14 protein-coding genes are annotated in these 12,506 nt (G+C 40.1%); 6 read left to right on the forward strand and 8 right to left on the reverse strand.

Annotation, left to right across the window (positions count from 1 at the left end; genetic code table 11):
* Positions 1-380 (forward strand): YbfB/YjiJ family MFS transporter (locus H5185_RS17995; protein ID WP_182742781.1); only part of this gene is annotated, 380 nt, incomplete at its 5' end.
* 33 nt (positions 381-413) lie between these two features.
* Complete coding sequence (lspA, locus tag H5185_RS18000) at positions 414-923, forward strand: signal peptidase II (protein WP_182742782.1); 510 nt, start codon at positions 414-416, stop codon at positions 921-923.
* Between the two features lie 201 nt (positions 924-1,124).
* Here lspA and H5185_RS18005 read toward each other — a convergent pair whose 3' ends face one another.
* Positions 1,125-2,828, reverse strand: coding sequence for a diguanylate cyclase (locus H5185_RS18005; protein WP_182742783.1), 1,704 nt, complete (start codon positions 2,826-2,828; stop codon positions 1,125-1,127).
* Positions 2,829-3,153: 325 nt separating this feature from the next.
* Between H5185_RS18005 and H5185_RS18010 the strand changes: the two genes are divergently transcribed.
* A complete protein-coding gene (locus H5185_RS18010; RefSeq protein ID WP_124016031.1) occupies positions 3,154-3,627 on the forward strand; it encodes a hypothetical protein in 474 nt (157 codons plus the stop codon).
* 35 nt (positions 3,628-3,662) lie between these two features.
* Here the strand turns inward: H5185_RS18010 and H5185_RS23475 are convergent, their stop codons facing one another.
* Complete coding sequence (locus H5185_RS23475; protein WP_124016261.1) at positions 3,663-3,767, reverse strand: flagellar basal body protein; 105 nt, start codon at positions 3,765-3,767, stop codon at positions 3,663-3,665.
* On the opposite strand from H5185_RS23475, the gene H5185_RS18020 reads away from it, so the two are divergent.
* Positions 3,766-4,074 (forward strand): hypothetical protein, encoded by a 309-nt coding sequence (locus H5185_RS18020; protein ID WP_124016030.1) that lies wholly within the window; start codon positions 3,766-3,768, stop codon positions 4,072-4,074. The two genes, H5185_RS23475 and H5185_RS18020, sit on opposite strands and share 2 nt — an antisense overlap.
* 351 nt (positions 4,075-4,425) lie before the next feature.
* On the opposite strand, the gene H5185_RS18025 is transcribed toward H5185_RS18020, so the two are convergent.
* Together H5185_RS18025 and H5185_RS18030 are read right to left on the reverse strand one after the other, a co-directional pair.
* Complete coding sequence (locus tag H5185_RS18025; protein WP_182723845.1) at positions 4,426-5,013, reverse strand: VOC family protein; 588 nt, start codon at positions 5,011-5,013, stop codon at positions 4,426-4,428.
* Between the two features lie 50 nt (positions 5,014-5,063).
* Positions 5,064-5,546, reverse strand: a complete 483-nt coding sequence (locus tag H5185_RS18030; protein WP_259395350.1) for a murein L,D-transpeptidase family protein — start codon at positions 5,544-5,546, stop codon at positions 5,064-5,066.
* A gap of 209 nt (positions 5,547-5,755) precedes the next feature.
* Between H5185_RS18030 and H5185_RS18035 the strand changes: the two genes are divergently transcribed.
* Complete coding sequence (locus H5185_RS18035; protein ID WP_124016027.1) at positions 5,756-6,586, forward strand: ion transporter; 831 nt, start codon at positions 5,756-5,758, stop codon at positions 6,584-6,586.
* 63 nt (positions 6,587-6,649) lie between these two features.
* Complete coding sequence (locus H5185_RS18040; protein ID WP_259396253.1) at positions 6,650-8,278, forward strand: MATE family efflux transporter; 1,629 nt, start codon at positions 6,650-6,652, stop codon at positions 8,276-8,278.
* A 123-nt stretch (positions 8,279-8,401) separates the two neighbouring features.
* Here H5185_RS18040 and H5185_RS18045 read toward each other — a convergent pair whose 3' ends face one another.
* The 4 genes from H5185_RS18045 to H5185_RS18060 all read right to left on the reverse strand — a co-directional run.
* Positions 8,402-8,602, reverse strand: coding sequence for a DUF2986 domain-containing protein (locus tag H5185_RS18045; protein WP_124016026.1), 201 nt, complete (start codon positions 8,600-8,602; stop codon positions 8,402-8,404).
* A gap of 216 nt (positions 8,603-8,818) precedes the next feature.
* A complete protein-coding gene (locus H5185_RS18050) occupies positions 8,819-9,268 on the reverse strand; it encodes a hypothetical protein (protein WP_182742784.1) in 450 nt (149 codons plus the stop codon).
* A 186-nt stretch (positions 9,269-9,454) separates the two neighbouring features.
* The gene (locus H5185_RS18055; protein ID WP_182742785.1) at positions 9,455-9,811 is read right to left on the reverse strand and encodes a glutathione S-transferase N-terminal domain-containing protein; all 357 of its coding nucleotides are present in this window, start codon (positions 9,809-9,811) and stop codon (positions 9,455-9,457) included.
* A 118-nt stretch (positions 9,812-9,929) separates the two neighbouring features.
* Positions 9,930-12,506, reverse strand: a 2,577-nt coding sequence (locus H5185_RS18060; protein WP_182742786.1) for a DUF748 domain-containing protein, incomplete at its 5' end; no start/stop codon positions are given.

Consider the following 12,506-nt stretch of genomic DNA (forward strand, 5'->3'; position numbering starts at 1 on the left):
CGTATATTCTTCAGGCCATAGGGATTATTCTTCCAGCTATAAATGACAGCTTACCTGTGGTGATCTTAAGTGCATTAATGTTCGGCGGGACTTTTATCGCATGTGTTAGCATGGTATTAACAATGGCGGGTAAGTTTTACCCTAGTAACCCGGCTAAGTTTATGGGGACTATGACCTTGGCCTATGGTGCGGCCCAAATTCTTGCGCCTGTATGTACCGGATATCTTACTGAAACTTTTGGCAGTTATGATATTGGGCTATATGTCTCTGCCGCGATAGTGATGATAGGCACGCTGTTCTTGTTTGGATTATTCAGGATTGAAATAAATACTTCGGAAAAGAAAGACACCAATACACAAACTCGGTTTCTTATCGGTTAATTAGCCTATAGTCATCAATATTTTGGAGTAAACATGGACGTTCGGAAAAGACTGTTAATAATTTTTTCAGTGAGCTTTGCCTGTGTCGGCATTGATCAAGCGACTAAGTTGCTGGCATCAGAATACCTGACAAAAAATGCAATGGTCAGTTACCTTAATGACACCCTTAGAGTCGGTTTCGTTGAAAATATTGGCGCATTTCTTGGTTTGGGTAATAGCATGTCGGAGCAAGCTCGGTTTTGGCTTTTTGTGATATTGGTAGGGGCATTTTTATTAGGTTTATTGTGTTATTTGTTACTAAATACCCAGCTGAATCTGCCATCTTTACTTGCACTATCACTTATTTTTTCAGGTGGTATTAGTAATTTCCATTACCGCGTGTTTAATCATGGTGCTGTGATTGATTTTCTCAATATTGGCGTTGGCAGTCTAAGAACGGGAGTTTTTAATGTCGCAGATATTGCCATTATGATAGGTGTATTTATGCTTATTATTGTTCAAGGCAAAAAAGACAGCCCGGCGCTATTAACGACTAGCAAATGATCTTGCATAGCTAAGTATTGCGCTAGGCCTTGCCTGCATGTTACTTGGCTATTTTCAAGGACGCTTTGTAAGCGTTAATTAAAGACTATCAAGGTACTCAACCAAGCGGTTGAACTAAAAGACCCACTAATGAGTGTATAAGGCAATTGGATTGGTTAGTCTTAAGATTCACTCACGCAGAGGCTGATGTCATTTAGCCAGCTAAATAGGCGTCATTTTATTAACTTCTTGGTTTTTAATGGTTTGGTTTTGTGGCATGTGACAAACAACATTACGGCCACTGTTTTTGGCTTTATACAAAGCAACATCGGCAAGTTTGATTAGGTCCTCTAATTCAGTCATTTGTTCATTGTAAACCGCGACACCAAAGCTGGCAGTTACTGATAGCGGGCCAGTGTCATGTAAAACTGTCATTTTTTGTATGTTTTTGCGAATGAGATCCGCGAGATTAATTGCATCTGATTGAGTGGTGTTAGGTAAGAAAATGATAAACTCTTCACCTCCCCAACGCGCTAAAATATCACTTTTTCTGATGTGTTGTTGCAATGTTTGAGCAATACTTTTAAGTACATCATCTCCAGCTGCATGACCATAATCATCATTTATTGTTTTAAACCAATCGATATCCAACAGGATTATTGAAAAGGCTTGTTGATCTCTTATACCTAAATTCCATAACGGGCTAACGGCTACAGTAAAAGCACGACGATTGTATAATTCAGTTAAGTGATCTAATTGCGCGCTGACTTCAGCAGTAATACGAGCTTTATCTACCTTCTTTAAATTAAAGGCCAATGCTAAAGCTAAAATTGACATTTCAATTAACATACCTATTTCAATACTGTGAAATATCAGTGTGCTATAGGGAATAAAGCCCCAAGTAGTTGCTGCAGAGGTCGCCGCACCTCCAGCGCCGAGAAATACAGCAGGAATAAAAAACTTAACCGTATCGTGACCATTTTTTAAGACTAAAAACCCCAAAGATAAAAAAATAACCACTAATAGCGACGTCAGGGCGACACCTATATTAACGGCGAGTAATTGGTCTGCATTGAGAAATAGACTGGTGATTAACAGTATTAGGCCAGTATATACCCACTTTCTTATTTGATATATTTTAGGCGCAAACACTTTTAATTTAAGGAATTCAAAACAAAAGGCGATACTAAAAGCGATGTAACAATATAAAAACAATATCATTAACCATTGTTGTAACAATAAGCTATTGGGCCAAATAAATTTAAAGCCATGGCCAGTATAAGCAATATTTAAACAAAAAAATGACAATAAATACAAAGAGTAGAATACATAGCTGCTATCTTTTAAACTGATAAAAAGCGTAATGTTATAAACGAAAAGTATAAAAAATGCGCCATATATAAAGCCATAAAAATAACTTGAGATTATTAGGTTATCTTGTATAGCGTCGTGAGTTGTTAAGTACAATGGAATCAGCAGAGGGTCTTGTGATTCAAAGCGCATAAACACCTGAGTGATGCCAGGCTTAAACGAATATTGCTGTGACAGCATACGGGTTTTATTTTCTCGTGCATTAAACGGTAGTGTGTCACCAATAAACGCTTTATCTACAACCTTACCTTGACGCATAAAATAAAAATCAGCATGGTCTAGCCAAGCGGTATCGAGGTAAAGCACTTTCTTTATCTCTTTATCCGATGAATTATTGATTAACACAGATGCCCAAAGCGCATCATGAATAAACCCAAAACTGGCTCTTTCATCGGCATTTAGCGTGAACTTACCTTGTTTATATTGTTTAAAGGCATTCTGGAACGACAAATCCGCACTACGGTCTTGTAGAATCGTTAAGTGTTTATTAATGAATAGTTCACTAGGAACATTCGTTAATTCAATAGGTTTGCTAATAGCACCAAGACTATACAAGCATAAAAACAACAGTAGAAAACGTATAGTAAATACTCGCAAAGGTAAGGTAATAATAGATTAGTCGCTCACATATCTTTTGTCTAACTAAAGGATGACAGCAGTTAATCATGTTATTGCTAAGAATATGACGCTGAATAGCATATTGAGTAATATTTCATCACTCAAGCATCTTTGCAAAAATGTGTGATGCTGATGTGTATAATGGCGTCGATATTTTTGTTATTACGCTTGCTTAGATTAGTCGAAAAAGATATTCATTTATCCAAAATTCCAAAATCAGCAAGATTGCCATTTAAATGGTGCATTAAATAGGGATATAAAGATGCTTCATAAAATTGAGAAATGGATTGATCAAACCAATGTCGAATATAAACAACAACGAATTTGCTGTGCTAAATTTTTCAGTGAGTTTGAAGGTTTTTATCCTTTAGCGTTTCTTGAACAAGCTTATTTCGTTGTGGTAGACGAGATCCCAAAACCTGACTTCCCTGAGCTTCGCCAAATGGGATTCGGTAGCTTTATGGATATGCAAGCTGGTGGCATTACCTATAAGAATACCTATTACGTACTTCGCCATAATGTTTCGAGTTTGCGCTTACACTTTCATGAGTTAGTCCATGTGGCTCAATGGGCACATTTAGGCGCCCAAGATTTTATACTTCGTTACATGGATGAAATTCAAACCTTTGGCTATCACGAATCCCCTTTAGAGAAAATGGCTTATGCCTTAGATGCCAACTTCAGTGAAGGTGGGGCTAAAATTGATATACCCAGCTATGTTGTACGAAATATATAGTCATTTAATGTAAATTAGTAATAATGACATCGCAATCATATTAGACGTATTGCCTGTAGATTATTGATGTTACTAGCAATGACATCAATCAAAATTGCTTGATAATTAAGCGCGCTTATACAATGGAACTGTAAAAAAATGAATCAAACTCCAATAGATAATATTGCTGAATCAAATGAAATTGAAAGAATTAACCTATTACGCGCTAATTTAGATACATTGAGGCCTAAATCGTATAGCTGGCTTATTCAATGGGGAATTTTTGGCGCGACCATTGCCGCGATTGTCTATATTGCAGAATTTGATTTATTAGCAGAACAGAACTTTGTATGGTTCTTACTATTGCTTGTGACAGTTTGCTTTAATCGTTGCGAGGATTATTTAGCCCATAAGCGTATCGATCTCCTTATCAAACTGCTTGATAAAAGGGCATTTGATAAACTGTAATATTCTATGTATTTGATATGGCGAAGTGACGAGCATATCGATCGTCACACATTTCCAAGCAAACTTAACAGTTTTAAGATCCAGCAAGGCTGAGGTTATCAACGATTGACAGTTTAGTCTAATCGCCATAGCGTGTTTTGCTTATGCTATGTCGTTATTTCCTGTGACTAAGCAATAATGGTCTCGCTTCTTTTTATAGGATAACTTTGGTGTCAGCTAGTTACTTCAACTGGCTAGGTATCACATCTGATACCCCTATTGGGAGCTCGCTTGAGCGGAATTTTACCGCGAAAGTTAGCCGCTACTAGTTAGTGCTAATCGGGTTAAGATAAACCATTACCAGTAAAGAGATTAGCTTGCCGATTCACTGGCTAGAATAGTTTGAATATCGTGCGGATGCACTTTAACGCAAATACCATTGGCTTTAAATGCGATGGTTGGATTTGCTAAGCGTTCGTTATCACCTTTAGGTGAACTTAGCTTTACCTTAATGTTATGCTCACTTTTACCGGTATTGGCACTATCCGCGACAATAATCTTAGCTAATTGTGGGGCATGTTCCATGAGTTCTGCCACGAATGCTTCACTGGTTTTCGCTTGTGATGGAAACACTAATTCGATATGTTCCCAACCTTCAACGGGATAAGCTTTGTCTGAAGGAAAGGGCAGTTCAACACACTGAATGTTCATTGTCCCCATAACTAATGGCTCAACTAATTTAATGATTAAAATCGGCCGACCGTTAATCATGTTATTAGAGATAATGTCTCCATACTGACTAAATTCATCTGCCAGTAACTGCGCCGTTTGGCTGTTATTCACTCGAAGAGCTGCGTGATCACAATGAAGGGATAAACCTTCTAAACCTAACTGATGTATGAATGCAATAATGCGTTGACTAAAATCTGGCCAAGTATGTTGTAAGTATTGGTAATTCATTTAATAACCCAAAAAACAAAGCAAAATGGTATGGTTGATAGTAGATCAGCTTATGGCCATATCTCAATTGGCGTACCAGCATCAATCATTTGCCAAAGTTCATCCATTTCTTTGTTGGTGACAGCTATACAACCGTTGGTCCAGTTGTACTTTTGTGCTTCTTCTGGCGGTAACGATGAGCGAGGGTTTTCACCGTGGATCATGATCATACCACCGGCTCTTATGCCTAATGCGTCAGCACGCAATTTGTCTTCTTCATTAGGATATGAAATATGAATCGATTTATAAAATGCACTATCCGATTTTTTATAATCTAAGGTGTAACGACCTTGTGGAGTACGTTGATCACCTTCTTTAAGTTTATGACCACTGGGCACGTCACCCATAGCAATCAGATAACTTTTAATCACTTTTCCGTCACGCATAACAGACATGCGGGATTCAGATTTATTAACGACAACTAAATCGACTTTGGCCTTTAAAGATTGAGCTGATGATGCATTCGCCAACAAAGGGCAACAAAATATAACCATGAATAATATAGACAGCGTGCGCATGAAATCTCCGTAAACCAATGACCTTTTTATTTTTTATTGTAAAATGACCGATTGTGAATGTTAAATCTCGGCGGTCAATGTTAGATTTTAACGACATCAAGGGTTAATTGATATTAGTTGACCGAGTTATTTGCAAGTTTTTGCAAGTTTTTTGATAGATATAACCTAATACAGCGAAACCTAAAATGAATACCGAAGAAAAAGCCGACAGCCCACTAAAACAAACACTCAGAAGCGTGATATTTGGTACTGAAACGCCAGCAGGTAAACGCTTCGATATTGCACTGATGATTTGCATTGTACTGAGTGTGACACTGATTTTTATCGACACCATAGGGACTATTCATGCGCAATATGGTGATTATATTCGTATTGGAGAATGGACCTTTACGGTAATCTTTACCGTTGAGTACATATTAAGATTATATTGTTCATTGAATCGGTTACACTATGCCCGCAGTTTCTTCGGTGTAGTCGATTTAGTGTCTATTTTGCCCAGTTATTTAGGTTTGATATTCCCTGGTGCAAATTTAGCATTAGCAATAAGAGTGTTAAGGCTATTCCGTGTATTCAGAGTATTAAAGCTACTGCGCTATTTAAGTGACGGTAATATATTGCTCAAAGCCATGATACTGTCGAGCCGTAAAGTGTTTCTGTTTTTCTTTTCGGTCAGCCTGATCATTATGGTACTGAGTGTGATTATGTATGTTGTTGAAGGCCCAGTGAATGGCTTTACTTCCATACCTAAATCAATGTATTGGACAATCGTAACGATTACCACTGTGGGTTATGGAGATATTACGCCGCAAACTACGTTAGGTCAGGGGATTGCTGCGCTAACCATGCTTATTGGTTATTCGATTATTGCCATTCCAACCGGCATTTTAACCGCTGAGATCTCAAATGAAATGGTCAGAACCCGTGATTTACGTAAATGTAATAATTGCGGTAAAAAAGGCCACGATAATGATGCCGAGTACTGTAATCATTGTGGCAGCGAGTTAGAAAAGCTGTAGTTTTACCTTTATTCATCGTCCAGTGACAATCTTGCGCAGGGTGATTTCATCTCAAGGATACCAATGACCACAGCTAAATTTGTCGAAGGCCCCATTTTACGCCACATCTTAGTGATGAGTTCGACCGCTGCGGTCGGTATTTCGGCGTTATTTGTTGTCGATTTACTCGATATTTTCTTCTTAAGCTTGCTCGGCGAAGTTGAGCTTGCTGCTGCGGCAGGTTATGCCAGCACCATTTCATTTTTTACCACTTCTATTGGTATCGGCTTATCCATTGCCCTTGGTGCCTTAGTGTCAAAAGCTGTGGGTGCTAAGAATATTAAGTTAGCGAAAAGATTATTCTTAAACAGTGCCATAGTCACATTAGTGACCAGTGTGTTGGTGGCTGCAGTGGTGATTACATTTGTTCCAGAGCTGCTCGCATTAATCGGTGCAACAGGGCGTACTGCAGAGCTAGCCCAAAGCTATTTGTATATTCTACTGCCATCGTTACCGTTTATTTGTTTAGCCATGGCATTGGGTGGCGCTTTACGTGCCGTGGGTGATGCAAAATTGTCGATGATGTCAACACTCGCTGGTGGCGGTGTTAATGCGGTGTTGGATCCTATCTTTATTTTTTCTTTATCAATGGGCATCGAAGGTGCAGCGGCCGCGTCAGTTCTTGCTCGTATCGCAGTATTCATTATCTCCGCGCGCGGTGTGGTGATAAAACATAAGTTGTTAGGTCGATTCTCATTTGACGAGTTTAAACAAGATCTCAGGGTAATATTTGCCATTGCCGCCCCAGCAATGCTCACCAATGTGGCCACCCCAATTGGTAATGCCGTAGTTACGCGTGCCATAGCCGATTTTGGTGACAGTTATGTGGCCGGTTGGGCGGTATTAGGCCGCTTGATCCCTGTAACGTTTGGGATGATTTTTGCTCTGTCTGGCGCCGTTGGGCCGATTGTGGGACAAAACTTTGGCGCCAATGAAATAGAGCGTGTGAGATTAAGTTTGACCAACGCTATTCAGTTTTGTGTGGCTTACGTATTAGTGATGTCGCTAGGGCTGTATTTATTGCGTAATGTGATTGTCAGTAGTTTTGATATGGAAGGTGATGCTGCCGAGTTGATTTTGTTTTTCTGCCAATATATCGCGGTGTTCTTTATCTTTTCGGGTATCTTATTTATTGCCAATGCGTCATTTAATAATTTAGGTAAAGCCAAATATTCAACCTTTTTTAACGTCGGTAAAGCCACCATTGGCACTATCCCCTTTGTGTATTTTGGTGCGCAGTGGGGCGGGGTATTTGGGGTGCTCATCGGTCAGGTGATTGGAGCAATTATCTTTGGTGTGATTGGTATTTTTTGCGCATATCGATTAGTGGATAAAATTAGTCGTCAAGGCTTAGTGTCCGCAGCAGCCAATCAACAAGTGTTAGAAAACGATGTGATTAACATTGATATGGTCGCGGCACCGTCACCTATGTCTGGGCGTACTCAGATGGCGCAATTGGATGAAGAGCCCTTGTGTAAACAGTTCGCCGAGCAGACTCCTGTCGATAAAGCGAATACCGATAAGGACGACGTTAACACCAGCTTTGCAGAGCAATCTATTCCAGCATCATCGATTAAAGATCAAACCATTGACGATAAAACTGGTACAAATAACGCTAATACTGACACTAGGCCTACAGACACAAGCAAATAATGGCATCAGGTTATTCCGATAACGGTTTATTCCCTATTGAGTCTATATTGAACAGCTAATAAAAAGCCCCTATTTTGGTTTGACCAAGATAGGGGCTTTTTGTTACTAACAGCTTAATAGGTGTTAGTCTTTGTCAGTTTCCGGGTTACTTGTCTCTGTGGCAGCAATTTGTTCTGCCGCTTCAGCTAACGCAATTTTTTCGCGTTCAGCTTTAGAAATATAACGCTCAACTGGCTTATTACTTGGATTCGCTGGCACGACTTTGTTCTGACGAGCCTTAGCTCGTTTTGCCAACTTTTTGATCATCTCTTGCTTTCTGTTCATCTGATTTCTTACTTTATAAACGATAAACTATTTATATCTTTGTAGACAATAAATAGCATATCAAAGCGTGATGACACTGGTCTTGGAGCCAACGGCACCATCACGAGAAAATTTGGAGGCTAATTTTAACTTAATTGCTTAGCTGGATATAGTGTTTTATCTAACTGTCGCATTATTAGTACTTTCAGTAGACTAAAAACATCACCGGATTAACGACTAATTAGCGAATTTTTTGATATCTTCAGCAGTAGCGCCATCGTTACATTCGCCACGAATTTCACCGCGTTCAGCTTCAACATAACGACTTAATTCAATAAAGCCAGCCTGACAATAACCGTTCATTTCGATGGTTTTTCTGACACCGATATCGATTTGTTGGTTCCATAGTTCGAGACGGTTTTCAGCATTACGTTGCTCAATGAGATAGCTTTGTGCATCTTGTGTACTGCGACGTATTATTCTGTCTTGCGGCGGGTCACTGGGTATACTGCGATCAAGAGCGGTAGCTAATTTAGCCTTGTAGACAAATAACTTAATCCCGTTGCCTTTAATTTCCGTGCTAAATGCATCGCGAAATTGGCCAACAAAATCCATTGGATCTGGTTCGCTCGCGCTACACGCGCTTAGCAGTATGATACTGCAGACGATTAAGCCGAATTTTGACACACATAACCTCATTAATTCTTGGTTAAAAAATTTTGGCATAAACGCTGCCAATCTCATATTCACCATTGATTAATAACCCAATAACATGAGTAGCAAAGAGATCCGCAGACGTTTATTCGCCACAGTGTTGTGATGCACTGTGGCTACATATTCGCTAGGTTGTCGCTAATTTAAGCGGATAACGCTTTAAGCGAAACGTTCGTTAAGGTAACTCGTAATGGCTTTAGACTCATATAACCATTGGGTTTTACCGTCTTGCTCAATACGTAAACAAGGCACTTGTAGTTTGCCGCCTTGGCTAGTTAACACGCTTTTGTGTTGCTCTTCTTTAGCATCAACTAAATTAATGTTTAGGTTTTGACGACGCATTTCACGACGCACTTTGACGCAAAAAGGGCAGGCTGCGTATTGATACAAAGCCAGTGATTGAGTCTGTTGATCGACAGTCGCTTGTTGCTCTTGCGGACGTTGGCGCTTTTTAGGGGCAAACACAAAATTTAACAACAAAATAATTCGACCTAAAATCCAGCGAACGATAAACATAGATAACCTCAATCTTAGCTATTAATAATATGACATGATTGCAAACGCTTGTTATGACTCGTTTGCAATGTATGCGCAGTCTACCCGATGTCGATAGCGGTTAACAGCTAACAACAGGTTATTTTACTTGTAGTTCAAGCGATGCTTCAGCGGCATCTTCAGCTGTGTTGATACGGCTCTCAAGTACAAATACTTTACCCGCATCAATACCGGCTTGATCGATTAAATAGGCTTTTACGGCCTTCGCACGCTGTTGTGCTAATTCGCCTAAGTCATCACGAGTAGATTGCTGTTGGTTTTTAAGCATATTGTACAAGCCTATATGCCAGCGAGTGATCAATTCGGCTTCTGTGATTTCTGGTGTTTGCTGTTTGAGCGTTTGCTTGATGTCCTGTGGTGGTTGTGACAATTCTTGCTCCGCCAGTTGGTAGAGTGCATCAGCTATCGGCCCTGTTGCAGGAAACTGGCTAGCAGATAAACTTTTTGGGAAATCTTTGAATTTAATGCCCGCCGTTTTAGCCAGCTTTTTATGCAGTTGAGATTCAGCTAACGCTTGTTGGTCGTTAATTAAGTCGACACTGCCTTTGATATTAAGATTAAGTAGCGGTCGGTCAATTAACGCTTTAGCCAGCTTGTCTAATGTGGTTTTTTGTTTAAGCGTAATCGTGCTTAGTCCATAATCGAAACTGATTCTATCCATTTCTTCATCATCACCCACAAGACCTGCTAAAAACGAAAAAGGTGAGGTGACAACCTTGGTAATAACATTGCCTAACGCATTAATTATTATGCTACCAAAGCTAAAGCTTGGAGAATCAATATCCCCAGAAACATCAACGCCCAAATCAATCACGCCGTTGCGATCTTGCAACAACGCAACGGCTAGCGTAACCGGTAGGCTGGTGGCTAGGCTGCTATTACTAGGTTTACCTAGCTTGAGTTGATCAATCACAACGTGATTGCTACCGACCAAGGCATTATTTTTAAGTTGGTAGTTGAGGTCTAATGACAACAGGCCTTTATCAATATAATAGCCTGCATAAGTGCCTGAATAAGGGTTAACCGAGGTCAGTTCAACTTTATCAAAGTTTAAGTTAAGGTCGAGGTAAGGCTGCGCGAGTAATGGATTAACATCGCCTTTAAGGGTTACGGGTGCATATTTGTCTATTTTACCCGTTAAATCAACGGATGCTGTAGTTTCAGGATTCGATGATAAGTTGGTGATTTGGCCGTTAAGCATTTCAATGCCGGAAGCAAAATTAGGTGTTAAGGAGTTATCTGCAAAGAAGGCTGAGCTGTCTTTAAAACCAATTTTATTAATATTAAGCTGCATTTGCGCGGACTTGGCAGTGGCGGGTGACTCATTGCCAGCCGATAATACCGCAGCTTCATCGGCGGATGTCGCTCTGGCATTACTGGGTTCAACGCCAACTTGCTTAGGGGGTGTTGCAGTGTCAGTTGTGTTGATTAATGCACTGATATTGGTAGTGCGGTCAGCGGAAATAATTAGGCGACTAAATAGGGTATCGAAGTTTATTTCATCGATATCAATTTTAGCTTGTTGACGATCAAACGCTAATTGGTTGATGTCCATGGTTTCCCATGTCAGCAAAGGCTGTTTTAAGACATTATCGTTAATATGCAATTGGCTGATGTTTGCGCTACCTGAGTAGGTCAGCATGTCCTTGGCATCGGCATGCAAACGGCCCTTAGTTGAAAACATCCCGTCTTCTATGGTCATATTTATGTACGGGGCGATATAGGGTTGTAAGCGTGATAACAACATGTTGCTAAAATCGATGTCCGCATCGACAGTTTGCGCGACGGCATCAATTTGCCCAACAGAGGTTAATAAGCTCTGAGCATTGATGCCTGCTGAAAGTTGATAATCAATTAGAGTTGATAGATCAGATTTCACGATACCAGTACCGATATCTATTGGGCCAATTTGCCATAGGATAATGTTATCACTGGCAATACCTTCACCCAGTTCGACTAAATATTTTGCAATAGAGATTTTGTTGAGCGTCACGAGCCAAGGTGCATCAGCGTCAACGGCTTTAGATGCCGTTTGCGATTGAGTTGCTACTGAGGCCGTTTCTGCTGTGGACGCAGATAACGCTGTTGTTTCAGAGCCAAGAGAGGCTTGCGTTTGTTGGCTAGTGCTATTGACCATAACATCGTCAGCATTAGCATCTGTAGTCTGTTCAGTGGCAACCTCTGTAGTGAGCTTGTTGACTACCGCAACCGCCTTGTCTGTCACAGGATCAGCTGGCTCAGAAGTGCTCGCTTTTGTGGTATCGCTATTTAATGCTTCTGATGGTGCGTCATCTGTGCGAGTGTTATTTACGGTATCAACCTCAGTCGTTAGCTCAGTATTTTTAGGTAGCAATAACGCAACGAGATCAGCGCCTGTCGGGGTGATCTTGAGTTTGATTTTACCATTTTCAGTGTGGAACTCATCAATATTCACGCGTTTTTTCAGGCTATCAAGATTGATGTTTTTTAACGCTAACACATCAATCGCAATTTTCTCATCTTGTTGATACAAGGCTTTAAAGCGATCAATTGTTATCTGCCCCTTGGTGACTTTTATATCAGTGATTGGGGCTAAGTTTTTATCTTGTAATATCACCTTATATTGGCCGTTTAGGCTCAACATACCTTCCGCTAAATTCATGGCAAACAGTTGATC

The sequence above is a fragment of the Shewanella sp. SG44-6 genome, assembly GCF_014164185.1.
Classification (GTDB): Bacteria; Pseudomonadota; Gammaproteobacteria; order Enterobacterales; family Shewanellaceae; genus Shewanella; species Shewanella vesiculosa.